Annotated in this window: 14 protein-coding genes; 8 read left to right on the top strand and 6 right to left on the bottom strand. The window is 47.6% G+C overall.

What is annotated here, in order from left to right:
- The first annotated feature begins 6 nt into the window (after nucleotides 1-6).
- From ABDZ76_RS12175 to ABDZ76_RS12160, 4 genes are read left to right on the top strand one after another with little or no spacing between them, the layout of a single operon-like run.
- The gene (locus tag ABDZ76_RS12175) at nucleotides 7-804 is read left to right on the top strand and encodes a transporter substrate-binding domain-containing protein (RefSeq protein ID WP_343805865.1); all 798 of its coding nucleotides are present in this window, start codon (nucleotides 7-9) and stop codon (nucleotides 802-804) included.
- A gap of 56 nt (nucleotides 805-860) precedes the next feature.
- Nucleotides 861-1,595 (top strand): amino acid ABC transporter ATP-binding protein, encoded by a 735-nt coding sequence (locus tag ABDZ76_RS12170; RefSeq protein WP_343805863.1) that lies wholly within the window; start codon nucleotides 861-863, stop codon nucleotides 1,593-1,595.
- Nucleotides 1,592-2,512, top strand: a complete 921-nt coding sequence (locus ABDZ76_RS12165) for a 2-hydroxyacid dehydrogenase (RefSeq protein ID WP_343805861.1) — start codon at nucleotides 1,592-1,594, stop codon at nucleotides 2,510-2,512. Before ABDZ76_RS12170 ends, ABDZ76_RS12165 begins: the two co-directional genes overlap by 4 nt.
- Nucleotide 2,513: 1 nt before the next feature.
- Nucleotides 2,514-3,428 (top strand): sugar kinase, encoded by a 915-nt coding sequence (locus tag ABDZ76_RS12160; RefSeq protein WP_343805859.1) that lies wholly within the window; start codon nucleotides 2,514-2,516, stop codon nucleotides 3,426-3,428.
- 75 nt (nucleotides 3,429-3,503) lie between these two features.
- On the opposite strand, the gene ABDZ76_RS12155 is transcribed toward ABDZ76_RS12160, so the two are convergent.
- From ABDZ76_RS12155 to ABDZ76_RS12145, 3 genes are read right to left on the bottom strand one after another with little or no spacing between them, the layout of a single operon-like run.
- Nucleotides 3,504-4,121 (bottom strand): superoxide dismutase, encoded by a 618-nt coding sequence (locus ABDZ76_RS12155; RefSeq protein ID WP_374844622.1) that lies wholly within the window; start codon nucleotides 4,119-4,121, stop codon nucleotides 3,504-3,506.
- A gap of 10 nt (nucleotides 4,122-4,131) precedes the next feature.
- Entirely contained in the window at nucleotides 4,132-4,689 is a 558-nt protein-coding gene (locus tag ABDZ76_RS12150; protein ID WP_343805855.1) for a hypothetical protein, read from the bottom strand.
- A 10-nt stretch (nucleotides 4,690-4,699) separates the two neighbouring features.
- Entirely contained in the window at nucleotides 4,700-5,239 is a 540-nt protein-coding gene (locus ABDZ76_RS12145; protein WP_343805853.1) for a peroxiredoxin, read from the bottom strand.
- Nucleotides 5,240-5,815: 576 nt separating this feature from the next.
- Between ABDZ76_RS12145 and ABDZ76_RS12140 the strand changes: the two genes are divergently transcribed.
- The 3 genes from ABDZ76_RS12140 to ABDZ76_RS12130 all read left to right on the top strand — a co-directional run bounded on the left by ABDZ76_RS12140 (nucleotide 5,816) and on the right by ABDZ76_RS12130 (nucleotide 11,145).
- Entirely contained in the window at nucleotides 5,816-6,313 is a 498-nt protein-coding gene (locus ABDZ76_RS12140; RefSeq protein WP_343805852.1) for an RNA polymerase sigma factor, read from the top strand.
- A 24-nt stretch (nucleotides 6,314-6,337) separates the two neighbouring features.
- Nucleotides 6,338-7,336: a FecR family protein gene (locus ABDZ76_RS12135; protein WP_343805851.1), complete on the top strand. Its 999-nt coding sequence runs from the start codon at nucleotides 6,338-6,340 to the stop codon at nucleotides 7,334-7,336.
- 158 nt (nucleotides 7,337-7,494) lie between these two features.
- The gene (locus ABDZ76_RS12130; protein ID WP_343805849.1) at nucleotides 7,495-11,145 is read left to right on the top strand and encodes a TonB-dependent receptor domain-containing protein; all 3,651 of its coding nucleotides are present in this window, start codon (nucleotides 7,495-7,497) and stop codon (nucleotides 11,143-11,145) included.
- Between the two features lie 93 nt (nucleotides 11,146-11,238).
- Here the strand turns inward: ABDZ76_RS12130 and ABDZ76_RS12125 are convergent, their stop codons facing one another.
- The 3 genes from ABDZ76_RS12125 to ABDZ76_RS12115 all read right to left on the bottom strand — a co-directional run bounded on the left by ABDZ76_RS12125 (nucleotide 11,239) and on the right by ABDZ76_RS12115 (nucleotide 13,419).
- Entirely contained in the window at nucleotides 11,239-11,439 is a 201-nt protein-coding gene (locus ABDZ76_RS12125; RefSeq protein WP_343805847.1) for a hypothetical protein, read from the bottom strand.
- Nucleotides 11,440-11,770: 331 nt separating this feature from the next.
- Nucleotides 11,771-12,322, bottom strand: a complete 552-nt coding sequence (locus ABDZ76_RS12120; protein WP_343805845.1) for a methylated-DNA--[protein]-cysteine S-methyltransferase — start codon at nucleotides 12,320-12,322, stop codon at nucleotides 11,771-11,773.
- Nucleotides 12,323-12,513: 191 nt separating this feature from the next.
- A complete protein-coding gene (locus ABDZ76_RS12115) occupies nucleotides 12,514-13,419 on the bottom strand; it encodes a LysR family transcriptional regulator (protein ID WP_343805947.1) in 906 nt (301 codons plus the stop codon).
- A 250-nt stretch (nucleotides 13,420-13,669) separates the two neighbouring features.
- Between ABDZ76_RS12115 and ABDZ76_RS12110 the strand changes: the two genes are divergently transcribed.
- The gene (locus tag ABDZ76_RS12110; RefSeq protein WP_374844627.1) at nucleotides 13,670-14,860 is read left to right on the top strand and encodes an ABC transporter substrate-binding protein; all 1,191 of its coding nucleotides are present in this window, start codon (nucleotides 13,670-13,672) and stop codon (nucleotides 14,858-14,860) included.
- Nucleotides 14,861-14,874 lie beyond the last annotated feature (14 nt).

Raw genomic sequence — 14,874 nt, 5'->3', positions numbered from 1 at the left:
AAGTCTATGAAATTGTCCACTCGTTTATTCTCATATGTTGCTGCCGCGACCGTTGCAGTCGGTTTGGCTCTGCCAGCAGCAGCTGCTGATCTGGCCGCAATTGAAAAAGCCGGCACCGTGAAAATCGGTATGCTGGTGGATTTCCCGCCATTTGGTATTCTTGATGCGTCGGGCACACCTGATGGTTACGATGCTGATGTTGCCAAGGCACTTGGCGATTATCTGGGCGTAAAGGCACAGATCGTACCGGTTACTGGTCCAAACCGCATTCCTTACCTTTTGTCAGGTCAGGTTGACGTGCTGGTTGCCTCTCTCGGTGTGACTGAAGAACGTGCACAGAAAGTCGATTTCTCCAAAGCCTATGCTGGTATCAGCACTGCTGTTTATGGCGATAAAACTTTGGAACTGACCAAGCCTGAAGAACTGTCGGGCAAGTCTGTTGCAGTGGCTCGTGCTTCCACACAGGATATTGGTGTGACGAAAGTTGCACCGGCTGATGCTGATATTCGTCGTTTTGACGATGATGCAACTGCCGCTCAGGCATTGCTTTCCGGTCAGGTGAAGTTGATCGGCCTTTCCAATGTTGTGATGGCTGAAATTACCAAAGCAACCGGTGATCGTTTTAACAAGAAATTTGACATGTCCAGTCAGGTGCAGGGCATTGCTGTTTCGCCGGGCTCTGATGCTCTGTTGGAAAAGATCAATGCTTTCGTAACACAGGCAACAACAGACGGCACTTTGGATAATATCCATAATAAGTGGTTATCCGAACCATTGCCGGATTTTGTTAAAGCAGCGCAATAAAAAATAATTAAGTGCCCGATCGGCAACGGTCGGGCATTTTGAGGAGAAGAGAGATCATGGCTGAACCAATCATCACAATGCGCGGCGTTAACAAATATTATCAGGCGTTTCACGCCTTGAATGATATTAATCTGACGGTTGGACGCGGTGAAAAGATTGTCATCTGCGGCCCTTCGGGTTCTGGTAAATCAACACTGATCCGTACGATCAATCAGCTTGAAGCTATTGAATCCGGTAGTATCACTGTTGACGGTGTGGAGCTGACTGCCGGTGGCAGTAATGCAGCGCTGATCCGCCGTGATATTGGTATGGTCTTTCAATCCTTTAATCTTTTTCCGCATATGACGGTGTTGGAGAATTGTATTCTCGCGCCGATGAAAACACGTAAAATTTCGCGTGCAGAGGCTGAGGCTACTGCGAAGGCCTATCTGGAGCGTGTAAAAATTCCGGAACAAGCTAATAAATATCCGGCACAGCTTTCCGGTGGCCAGCAACAGCGCGTCGCCATTGCTCGTGCGCTGTGCATGAAGCCGCGCATTATGTTGTTTGACGAGCCGACCAGTGCACTTGACCCTGAAATGGTCAAAGAAGTGCTGGACACTATGGTGGATCTTGCCCGCGACGGGATGACAATGCTGTGCGTGACCCATGAAATGGATTTTGCCCGTGCGGTGGCAGATCGCGTTATCTTCATGGATAAGGGCGTGATTGTTGAAGAAAATACGCCTGACGAATTCTTTAAAAATCCGAAAAATGAACGCTTGCGCAATTTCTTGGGGCAAATTGCATGAGTTCCCCACGCATTTTGGTTTTGGCAGAACTTAAGCCGCAAGAAATGGCTGAGCAATTGGCTAAAAACTATGATGTGCTTCGCGATATTGACGCCGCGGCCGATGTTGAAATGGTGCTGACATCAGGAAGCGTTGGTTTAACCGCAGAGCAAATGGCTAAAATGCCAAATCTGCGCCTGATTGCGGTCAATGGTGTGGGTGTTGATGCGGTTGACTTGAATGAAGCGAAGAAGCGCGACATTCAGGTGACGACAACGCCAGATGTACTTTCATCTGCTGTTGCAGAAATGGCATTGGGGCTGGCCTTTGCATCGGCGCGCCGCATTGCTGAAGGTGATCATTTTATTCGTGACGGTAAATGGGCAGATGGTGGGAAGCTGAGCCTTGGCAGCTCGGTTCTTGGACGCCGTGCTGGTATTTTGGGTTATGGCCGTATTGGACGCAGACTTGCCGATCTGCTGCGCGGGCTGGGCTTGGAAGTTTTTTATACAGCACGTAGCCGCAAACCAGATACATCTGACACTTATTGCGCCGATGTTATTTCCTTGGCGCGTGCGTGCGACCTCTTATTTGTAACTGCATCAGCAAATGCAGATAATAATGGTTTGGTCGGGCACGAAACCTTATCGGCTTTGGGTCAAAATGGCATTGTTATCAATGTTGCACGTGGCCAGTTGGTCGATGCTGCAGCCTTAGCGCTGGCCCTTGAAAGCAACATGATTGCAGGTGCCGGACTTGATGTTTTTGATGATGAACCTCATGTGCCTGAAGCCTTGATGAAGGCGCCTAATTGCGTGCTTACCCCGCATGTGGGCTCTGCTACCAGTGATGCGCGCCGTGCAATGGCACAATTGGTGCTTGATAATCTTGCAGCTTATGTTGCTGGCAAACCTTTATTGACCCCTTACGAGGTGTAACATGCGTTATCTGGCGATTGGCGATCCTTTGGTTGAATTTACATCACGCCGTGATGAGCCTTCGACATTTGATCGCCGCGCCGGTGGTGATACGCTCAATACAGCAATTTATCTTGCGAGACTGACAAAGGCAGGCTCTGTTGGTTATATGTCACGCGTTGGTAATGATCTGCATAGTCTCTGGTTGCGTGAGACAATTGCTGCTGAGGGCGTTGATGTATCAGCGCTAGCGGTTGATGAAAATGCCCGTGCCAGTTTGAGTTTTATTTCAACCGACGCGCAGGGCGAACGCAGCTTTTCTTACTGGCGAGATCAATCGCCATTCCGCACTTATTTTGACAATCCTGCGCATCTTGCTGATCTTGAAAAAGCTCCGGTGGTTATTTTTTCGGCCATCATATTGGCCGTTTTAAAACCGGAAGGCCGGAAGCATTTTTTAAAAAAACTTGCTGTGTTAAAACAACAAGGCACGCAGATTATATTTGATACGAATTACCGTCCAGTGTTGTGGGAAAATGTTGAAACAGCGCGCGAATTGCTCACGAAGGCAGCAAAATTAGCAACTGTTTTATTGCCTTCGCTGGATGATATTGATGCCTGTTTTGGCATTCATTCACCTGCTGAAGCGATAGAGAAACTCATATCGATTAGTGATGCAGAGATTGTTTTGACAACGGGTGGCGGCAGCGTTTTTTATCGTAGCACAAGTTCCGGTGAAGTTGAGCAATATGAGTTGCCAGAGGCTGTCGCAGCGGTTGATACAACAGGTGCGGGTGATAGCTTTAATGCTGCCTTTCTGGCGGCGCGCGGCGAAGGACTGGATGCAAAAACAGCTATCCTGCAAGCGGCAAGATTAGCGGCAATTGTAGTACAACATCCGGGTGCTATCATTCCAACAGCTGCAATGCCTGTTTAATATATTGAATGATTGTTTGGCCGAATAAGACCAGTGATTTGATATTTCACTCGTCTTATTCGGCTTATTTATAGTTTAGGCTATTGCTGCTTCGAAACGCTCAGTAACCATCTCCCAATTGACCAGATGGCTTAAAAAAGCATCGACATATTTCGGGCGCATGTTGCGGTAATCAATATAATAAGAATGCTCCCAGACATCGCAGGTCAGTAAAGCATGATGGCCATCGGTTAAAGGCGTATCAGCATTACCGGTTTTGGTAATTCGTAATTTATCGCCATCAAAAACCAGCCAAGCCCAGCCACTGCCAAATTGTGCAATACAGGCATCTTTAAATTCTTGCTTGAACTGGTCGACAGAGCCAAAATCGGCAATCAGCTGCTGCTCCAGATTGCCCGGCATTAAGCCGCCACCATTTTTCTTCATTCCAAGCCAGAAATGGCTGTGGTTCCAATGTTGCCCTGCCTGATTAAACAATGTCCGCTCAGCAGGTTTATCCGCACTCTGGCGAATAATGTCTTCTAATGACAGGTCATGGTAGCCGGTTGCAGGTAGAAGTTCGTTTAGCTTATCGACATAGGCCTTATGATGTTTGCCGTGGTGATATTCGAGTGTTTCGGCGGACATGAATGGAGCAAGCGCATCCATTGCAAAAGGAAGTTCAGGTAGTTTGAACAAAGTTTGTTCCCTCATAACTAATTCGTCAGGATAAAAGCGCAGGGCGCTCTTTTTGACACTGATCGAAGTGGGCGGAATGTTGGACGATTTGATAAACGCGATAAGCGGTGTGGTGCGCTTGCTGGATCAGCTTTCCCATATGCTCATTACTGGCACCATTGCGTTGCAAAAAGTGGATCAGCACGGAAAGCGTATGTTTAAGATGCTGCATGCAAGAAAGCCGCAATTGCAGTGCCGCGCATGGTTCATTGGCTGTGCTCAGCAAACGATCATAAGCTTGCTTATAAAAGCGAGCTGCTTCGTCAGTCATCCCCTGATGTTCACAAAGCTCTGCCAGATTATGGCATGAGATGTTGTAAATGACCGGCAGCGGGATGCTGTTGTCACTGTTGCTTTCATCTTCAAACAGCATTTCAGCTTTTTCAAGCGCATCACGATAAAGGGCTTCTGCAAGCGGAATTTGACTTGCAGAATAGGCTTTATTCGCTTTGTCTGTGAGCTGTTTCCATGTCCGGTCACGCTGCCAATTATCATTAGCGATTGAATTATCGGCGTTTGTTTCAGTCAGTTTTGCATAAGCCATCAGTGCACCTTTATGCGACGCTTAATACAGCGTCTCCCTTTTGCCAGTTGCATGGGCAGAGCTCTTCGGTTTGCAAGCCATCAAGCACACGCAAAACTTCATGCGGGTTACGCCCGACACTCAAATCGTTGACGGATACAAAGCGGATGATACCTTGCGGATCGACAATGAATGTTGCACGCAAACAAACACCTTCCTGCTGATGCAGAATACCAAGTGCGGAGCTGAATTCGCGCTTGATGTCGGAGAGCATAGGGAAGGGCAGGATGTTCAAATCCGGGTGATGCTGACGCCATGCCAGATGCACATATTCGCTGTCGGTTGAAATACCATAAATGACGGCATTGCGTTCTTTAAAATCGCTGTTCAATTGACCGAAGGCAGCAATTTCTGTGGGGCAGACAAAAGTGAAATCTTTTGGCCAGAAGAACAGAATTTTCCACTTATCAGCGTCAGTTTCATTGTTTATTTGCGCAAAATCATCACTTTGATTGGCTGAAACAACAGATTTCAGATCGAAAATGGGTAATTTATCGCCCACTGTTAACATTTTATATGTCCTTGTATTGAAATGAACCGGATAAAAATGCGGTATTGATCACCTCACCGGCATAGGTGGCCGCGCATCTCGTTTGAAATTGTTTGGATAAAAACAGGGCGGGAACTTGGAAGCTCATTTTGTAAACCACCCAAAAATGTAAACTTACATATACGAATCTATTTGCAAATGAATTGCAATTGCATCTTATGGACGGGCCGATTTTGAGTCAAGCAAGACGGGGCAGTAAAATATAAGCAGGGCCATGAAATTAAGCAGCAACAGCATCAGCTGTGTGCGTGAGAGCCCTAAAGTGTGATTTATCCGGCACAGCGGTTGAGGCAAAATAATTGTTTTATTTTTCGCCTCTTGAAATTTTGTAATTAATCAGTCTAAACATGACAAATTAAGTCAACAAATATTAAGCCTTTCAGGTTATCAATGTTTGCGGCTGACGATTGCGTGACAGGTGATTGGAGAAAATAGATGCTTTGATGTGAGTAACATTGAAGCTGTCAATAAGTGACGCAATTTTTAAAGTGCACGGATTAAGCGTCGTTTCGTGTCAAGGTGACTATTTAAGGTGCAATGATGATTGTACGTAAAAAAGAGTTCGAAACGCTTTATCTGGACGAACAGCCCGGATTGTTACGCCGTGCCGCCCGTCGATTGGGTGCAGGCTCTGTTGCTGCCGATCTGGTGCAGGACGTTTTTCTCAGGCTTTGGGAGCGCCGCTCAGAGCCTTTGGACGATGAGGCTGCTTATCTCGGACGTTCCGTTAAAAACGCCATCACTGACCATATTCGTGCTGAAAAAACGCGTGCTGAATATGTAGCTAATATTTTGCCCGAGCAATATGCGGTTCAGGTTCCAACACCTTTGGATATTATCGAGCCGCGTGATGAAATGCGCCGTATGGATGATATTATCCGAGGCCTTCCTGAACGCACGCGCCATATATTTTTGTTGAACAGGGTGCACGGCTGCAAATATTGTGAAATAGCTGAAGTACTTAGTATATCAAGAAGTGCAGTTGAAAAACATGTCGCTCGTGCCATGATGGCATGCAGAGGCATTCGGGAATAATTGCCGGTATCAAAGCAAATTTAGATGAAAAGTGAAACATCATTGCCGCAGGCAGAACTGAAGCGGATAAATCAGGAAGCGATTGCTTGGTTTACCCGCATGAATGGTGAGCCATCTGCGGCTGATCGGCGTCACTTTGAAAACTGGCAAAATGCCAGTGCCCTCAATGCACATGCTTATCAGCAAGTGCTGGCAACATGGGGCTGCGCTGATGAGGCGGGTTCGGAAGTCGCAGGTGAAGAAGCGGCAAAGCTTAAACAATATTTGGAAGCCGTACAGATGGTGCGGGCACGACGCACCAAGCGCAATATATTGGCAGGCACGGCCGCCAGCTTGTTTGCCTGTGTGGCCGGTGTTCATATGTGGCTTGATCATCCGCATTTTATTCAGGATTTCAGCGCTGATTATGTCACGGCACGGGCAGAGCGACGCACCATCAATTTGCCGGATGGCAGTAGCGTGACATTGGATGCCGACAGTGCTTTGGCTTTCTATGAGACAGACGATCTGCGGCGGGCAGAATTACTGCGCGGTATTGCTTATTTTGATGTTAAAAAATCAGGCAAACTGTTTGAAGTGGGTGCAGCAAAAGGCACAACGCGTGTGACCGGCACGGCCTTTTCAGTCGAAGTTCATGAACAGGATGTCGTGGTTAATCTGGAGCGCGGTGCTGTTACGGTTTTATCTGCTGACCAATCCCAGCAAGCGCAATTAAAGCCCGGTGAAAGTATCAATTATAATGCAAGCGGTGTCAGCACGGTTCAACCGGTTTTGATTGATGATGCTTTTGCGTGGCGTGATGGCCGGTTGATTTTTGATAATTCACGCTTGCAGGATGTGGTTGAACAAATCGGCCGTTATCATAGCGGGCGTATTGTTGTTATGGGATCAAAGCTTGCTGATTATCAGGTGTCGGGCAATCTGCCGCTTGATGATACACAGGCAGCCTTGGCTTCCTTGCAGGCAACTGTCGGCTTTAAAATGTATGAAGTCGGCTCGCGTCTTGTGGTTATACGCCAGTGAAAACCCCGATGTTTCCAATAAATTATAAAATATTTGAATTATTTTGATTTTTTTGATGTGTACTTACGTCCTCTCATCCGTGATCTATTATGAGAGGCTATGAGAATGCGAAACAGCCGCACACCTCTCTTTATATGGATACGAGAAGGGTTGCGTGGATGAAAATGAGCTTTTGGATGCGAGGGCGTGCCGCTCTCCTGTTGACGACAACGGTGCTTGGCACCGGCCTTTTGCCGGCATTGCCTGTTCCACCGGCATATGCTCAGGCCAATGCACAACAGCAATATAGTTTCAATATTCCTGCCAAACCAGTGCGTCAGGCATTGAATGATATTTCGCGTATCACCGGAATATCGGTTGTTTTCAGTGAAGCGAGCGCCGGTGCCGTGCGCGGCGCACCGGTTTCCGGTTCGATGACACGCGAACAAGCGGTGCAAAGACTGCTGGCAGGCAGCGGCTTTTCTTATTCTTTCTCCAACGGCAACACGGTTACAATTCACGCCAAACAGCAGCCGCAGCAAAGCGCGCATATTTCTGAAGATGGTGTCACAGTTCTTGATACGATTGTGGTGACCGGTGCTGGTGAAGTAACACCTTATAGCCCTTATGAAACTGCGGGTGCGAAAAGCTACATTGCAGCGGAAGATATTGAGCGTTACCGCGGTTCCAGTCCGGCTGACATGTTCCGTGGTACAGCCGGTGTTATGTCGGGTGAAGCACGCAACGGTGCCGGCGCAATTGATGTTAATATTCGCGGCATGCAAGGCATGGGGCGCGTTGCCACTACAATTGATGGCGCAGAAAATGCCGTCACGGTTTATCAAGGTTATCAGGGCGTTTCCAACCGAACCTTTGTCGATCCGGATTTTATCGGCGGTATTGATATTAACAAAGGCGCCGACAGCGCTTCATGGGGCAATGCCGGTTCTGTTGCCATGCGCACGGTGAGCGCGGCAGATATTGTTAAGCCCGGCGATACTTGGGGACTGCGCCTGAAAGGCGAAATCGGCAGCAATGCTTCTTCGCCCAACGCAGGTGATAAAGCCGGTTTCCTCTGGCCTTTCGCGCCTTGGGATCCGATGGGTGCGGTTCCGGTGGAATCAACTACCGGTATGGATCGCCCGTCTGCTCTGTCGCCAAGACGTGCGTCGGGCAGTATTATCGGTGCCTATCAGGGCGAGGACTTTGATTTTCTGGCCGGTTATGCCCGCCGTAAACAAGGCAATTACCATGCCGGTAAATATGGGCCTTCTGTTGATCCGGTGAATAAAGGCCGCCAGCAATATTGCCCGAATGGCGTGTGCAATCCGAACGGCACCACCTATTGGGACAATTATTATGAAAATGAAGGTCTTGTAAATTACCGCGGCGGTGAAGAGGTTCTCAACACCCAGCTGGAAACGGAATCCTGGCTTGCCAAACTGACTGCCCGCTTTGACAATGACCACACATTGCAGCTTGGTTATACCGGATTTCGCAGTGAGGCAGGGGATCGCCTTGCATCGCGTTTGAATGGTAAAAACGGTCAGTCAGAACAGCAGGCACAAACAGCCGGCACCAGCCTTGATACGGTGACAGCACGATATCGTTGGAACCCGGAAGAGAATGATTTTTTTGACCTCAAAACCAATCTCTACTGGACACATTTGCAGCTGCGCAATCCTATCCGTGGCGGTCGCGGGCTGACACCTGAGCAATTGGGGCTTTCATCCGATTTTCGTGTTGGTTCAAATTCCGACATGTGGGGCGCTGATATCAGCAATCTGTCAAAATTCACCACCGCATATGGTGATATTGATTTGACCTATGGCTTGTCTTATCGCGGTGAAGATACACGCGGCAGCCGTCATACTGCAGCCTTGGAAGCATGGAACTCCGCACGCGATGCGATACGCCATGAGGCAGCAGTCTATACAAAAGCGGCATGGAAGCCGGTTGATTGGGCAACACTTAATGCAGGTCTGCGATATTCGCATTTCTGGTCGAAAGATCGCTTTGACCCTTATGAGCGCGATGATATTGCCACGCGTGTTTTAGGGTTTAAAACCAATGATGGCGGTTTCAGCCCGTCTGTTGGCCTAACACTGGAGCCGTTCGATGGCACACAATTCTATGTCAATTATTCCAACACCATGCGTGCGCCAAGTGTTATTGAATCTGTATCTGCATTCAATAGTGTGACAGCCAATGCGGATGTAAAACCGGAGCGTTCCAGCAACTGGGAAATCGGCACCAATCTGATGCGCGACGACATCTTCGCTGATGATGATCGCGGCATGCTGAAGCTTGGTTATTTCAACTGGAATGTAAAAGATTATATTTCCCGTTCGATGAAAGCGAGCGGACCTTTAAGCCTCAATATTGAAAATATCGACAGAGCACGGTTCTCAGGTCTTGAGCTTTCTGCACGCTATGAGGTGGATGGTTTTACCGCTGATCTGTCGGCCAATTATTTCCTTAATGTGGAATATTGCCGAACCTCGAATTCATGCGAAAATAAATCGCTTTATGGTGACTACGCCACCAACCATGTGCAGCCGGAATATACAATTGACCTGACCCTTTCGCAGAAATTGCTGGAAGAGAGACTAACAGTCGGTGGCCGTATTTCACATATTGGTCCGCGTGCAATCGGCCATGGCGATATCACCGCACAGGGTGCCTCCGAGTTCATCTCGATGGTCAATTGGAAGCCATATACGCTTGTTGATGCTTTTGCAGAATATAAGGTCAGTGATAATCTGACCGCTGCTGTGCGTGTCGAAAACCTGTTTGATCGCTTCTATGTTGATCCTTTGGGACTGGTGACACAGCCGGGGCCTGGACGGACATTTTATGCCAGCCTGACCGGTACACTTGGCGGAGATCAGACGTTTAGCGGCTTAAACTCACCACTTGCCGGTCTGTTTGGCAAGTCCAGCAATTCAGATAGTCAGCCACAGGCTATTGACTGGACAGGGCTGTACGCAGGTTTCCATACCGGCGGATTGTTTAGTCATACCAAAGGCACGACCACAACGCTTGATGGCTCAGATAACACCGCGGCCAATCGTGAATCTGCTGATCTGAAAATTGGCGGTGCCATGATCGGGATGCAGGCGGGTTATAATTGGCAGTTTGAAAATGGTGTTGTCATTGGTTTTGAAGGTGATTGGAGCAAAGTTTATAATGCGACCGCCTCAAGAAAAGTCTTGGCACTGGATCCGGTTCTGGCGAAAAACGGCCATGTTAATGCCAGCACAAGCTATGATATTGACTGGACTGCAAGCCTGCGTCCAAAGCTTGGCTATGCGTTCAACAATCGCTTCCTCGCCTATGCGACAGGTGGTCTTGCGCTGGCACGCGAAACCCAGTGGCGTGATCAATATGTCTCAGATATGCATGATGAGAGCCGCCCATATGGTGAGAAGACCACTGTTGCTTCTACTGAAAAAGCATCAGCAACGCGCTTAGGCTTTACGCTTGGTGGCGGTCTTGAATATGCCTTGAGCGATAATTGGTCGGTGAAAGCGGACTATGCTTATAGTCACTTCGGCAAAAACAGCTTTAAATTCAAAACTGCCAGTGAGGGCACCGGACTTAACCATACCACGACTAAAGTGGTGGGTTGGGAAGAAACACCACCAATGTTTACGCCTGATAATCCATTATGCTCACAGGCCGGATGGGAATGGGCATGTGAACCGGGCAAGAAAGCGATCAGAGAAACAACGGAACATACAGGGTCGTCCAATGTTAAAAACGGACGTAAAGCCTCCAATTCGTTGGATATGCATACATTCAAAATCGGTTTGAACTATCGTTTCTGATAATCAAAGAACGTTTGTTCATTCAGACTATCATGATTGCAAAAGCAAAAAAAGGCGGCATTAATGCCGCCTTTTTTTAATATTTCAGTTCAATCAAGCTGCGCTGAAAGAACCTGAGAAGTGACCGCACCAATCATTGGCGGTTACAACTGGCCACAAACCACGGGAGTTGGCTTCAGGCTGTGATACAGGTGGATTGAAGCGGCAAAGGCCAGCGCTTTCAACCACTTTTGCAGTATTTGCAACGTGATCTTCATAAAAAGAACAAGCTTTACATGATGCAGAGTTTGACATGAGATATTCCTTTTATTGCTTAATAACTATTCAAATTAAAGTTGAGACTGCTGCTCAATGTTTTAGAATTATTCTAAATTTTATCGCTTTTTGCAAATGTTTTTTATTGCCTGCGACAGTTTGGAACAATTCTAATCAATGAAAAGCATGTGTAAAAACATGAGGTTATGTGACAGGTATAATGATGTCAGGCCTGTTTTGACGCTTTACGCCTGATAAGAAAACATCATTATATCTATAGAATTTAATATCTGGAGATTGTTTAAAAACTGATATGTGCCGATGCTCAGATGAAACTGCCTGCGCGAAGATTTTGCAGCGCTCCAGTCTATTAATCCAGAAAGGAAAACAGGGAAGGCGTTTCGTTATCTTCTAAGGCCTTTTCATGGTTCAACAGCCATTTTTTGCGTGCCAAACCACCAGCATAACCGGTTAATGTGCCGTTGCTGCCGATAACACGGTGGCAAGGTACAAAAAGGCTCACGGGGTTAAGCCCGTTGGCAAGGCCGACAGCACGCGCCGCACTTGGCGTGCCAAGTTTTGTCGCCAGTTCGCCGTAACTCCATGTTTTACCAACCGGTATGGTTCGTAGCGTTGTCCATACACGCTGCTGAAATGGTGTGCCGCCGCAATCTACAATTAAATCTTCGCCTGCATGCAGATCGCCGTTTAAATAATTTTCGATGTGTGCATCAATTGGATGCCGGTTTTGTGTCTCTTTGAGTGTGAAATCACTGCCAAAACGGCGCTTTAATAATGTCGTCAAACGAGCATCGACAGGGCCGAAATCAAGCCCGATCAGAATATCGTTACGCGTTATGTAATAGAGCGGATCAAGCACTGTGCCGGTATGAAGATGATGCAATACAAGCTCAGTTGTCATGGGCGTTCTCGATCTGATTTTCTCTGAAATCCAGCATAAGGCAGATTAGTGCAGCTGTCCCGTGATTCTAGCGAATTGCTGACAAAAAAATTGTAATTTTATTGCGCGACGTTTTAGGGTTTGGTGCGCAGCTATGCCTTAATGCTTATCAATAAGTCTAATAGAGCTGCTCAAAAGAGTACAGACAGGCACTATCCCCGTCGATTGAAAAAGCTCTTATTTGCACGCAGCGTATCAAGAATGAAGGTCATCAATGATCCTACACGCTGCGCATTTGCTACATCATTATGGCACGTTAGCCAGTAGCCGCGTTTAAGCTCCACTTCATCCGGCAGCACTATTTGCAGTTGCGGAAAGCCTTGCGCAATAAAATATGGAAGTACACATAAACCGCGGCTGCAAAGGGCTGCTTTGAGCTGTGCACTGATGCTGGTTGATTGGAAATTCGGCCGTAAACCGGGCAACACATCGCGCATATAATCAAGGCCGGGAGAGAAGACTAAATCCTGCACATAACCAATGAAAAAATGCTGCAACAGGTGCTTTTTTTGTGTGATTGGCGGGTGTTTTCTCAAATAATCGCGGGTGGCATAAATATGCAGCGTATAGTCGATTATTTTCGTATTAATATAAGGGCCGGCTTTGGGTGGATCGAGGGTGATGGCAACATCAGCCTCTTTACGGGAAAGCGCCATAATCTGTTGAATTGTAAGGAGTTCTACGTTGATATGCGGATGAATTTCCGCAAATTGTGTGAGTTTTTCTACAAAGAAAAAATTGGAAATTCCCTCCGGCGCACTCAGGCGCACAAGCCCTCGCAGATGGCTGACGCTGTCTGAAATTTGTGCCTGCAATCGTTCAGCTTCAGCCTCAATAATCTCAGCCGTATCAACCAGTCTGCGACCGATGACGGTAAGTTCATAGCCTCGCGGATTTCGCTCAAATAATTTTGCTTTAAGCGCAAATTCAAGCTGCTCAATGCGGCGGGAGACGGTCACATGAGTAGTACGTAAATTACGCGCTGCCGCTGATAATTGCCCCGTTCTTGCGACGGCTAAAAAATATTGCAAATCATTCCAGGAAAAGGCTGTCGACACGTTTGGGAACCTCCGCTTTCCAAAAGTTCTGTACAAAAATAAACAGAACCTGTTCGCATTCTGATGAGAGATGGCTCTTGTGTCAACGCGCCGTTTGCTCAAACTTAAGTCGTCTGGCACCGCTGAACGGGAGTGGTCATACTGAAATTTTCGAAAGCATAAGCTCTGCCTTGCTTTTAAAGAAAACGCTTTAAGGCGAGCTGCCATTTTATCTCTGGGAGGAGAAAACATGCGTACAGCAAAAATTTTTATGTCTGCCATGATGGCTTTGGCTGCAAGCACCAGTGCTTATGCCGCCGATATTTCAGATGGAAAAGTTAAGATTGGTATTTTGAATGACCAGTCGGGTGTTTATGCCAGTTTTGGCGGTAAATACTCTTATGAAGCTGCTAAAATGGCGGCAGAAGATTTTGGTGGCACAGTTTTGGGTGCGCCGATTGAGGTTGTCACTGCTGACCACCAAAATAAAACCGACGTTGCTTCAAACATTGCGCGCCAGTGGTATGACACTGAAGGCGTGGATACGATTATGGAGCTGACCTCTTCGTCCGTTGGTCTGGCCGTTCAGGCACTCAGCAAGGAAAAGAAAAAGATCACCATCAATACCGCGGCCGCGACCAATGAACTGACCGGCGCACAGTGCAGCCCTTATGGTTTCCATTGGGCATTTGACACCAACTCGCTGGCCTATGGCACAGGCGGTGCATTGGTGCAGCAGGGCGGCGACAGCTGGTTCTTCCTCACCGCTGACTATGCTTTTGGTTATTCTTTGGAAAAAAGCACCTCTGAATTTGTCAAAGAAAAAGGCGGTACTGTTTTAGGCGCGGTTCGTCACCCGCTTTCAACCGCTGATTATTCCTCGTTCCTTTTGCAGGCACAATCTTCCGGCGCTAAAGTTATCGGCCTTGCCAATGCTGGTCTTGATACATCCAACGCGATTAAACAGGCTGCAGAATTTGGCATCACTGCCGGTGGCCAGCGTCTTGCCGGTTTGCTTTTCACCATCGCCGAAGTGCATGGCCTTGGCCTTGAAGCTGCACAGGGTTTGACCTTGACCGAAAGCTTCTATTGGGATCGTGATGATGAATCCCGCGAATTTGGCAAGCGTTTCATGGAGCGCACGGGTGCGATGCCAAACATGGTTCATGCCGGTACATATTCCGCAGTGCTCAGCTATCTGAAAGCGATTGAAAAAGCTGGTACGGATGATGGTGATGCAGTTGCAAAAGCCTTGAAAGAACTGCCGGTTAATGATGTTTTTGCCAAGAATGGTCGCGTTGCAGAAAATGGCCGTATGATCAGCGATCTCTATCTGCTGGAAGTGAAAAAGCCTGCTGATAGCAAAGCGCCATGGGACTATTATAATGTTCTGGCAACAATCCCTGGTGAGGAAGCCTATCTTGATCCTGCAAAAAGCGGTTGCTCTCTGGTTGCACAGTAAGAGAGGTCGCTTTT

This window comes from Paenochrobactrum glaciei, assembly GCF_039522165.1.
In the GTDB taxonomy this organism is placed as follows: domain Bacteria; phylum Pseudomonadota; class Alphaproteobacteria; order Rhizobiales; family Rhizobiaceae; genus Paenochrobactrum; species Paenochrobactrum glaciei.
This window is presented reverse-complemented; position numbering and strand designations above follow the sequence as displayed.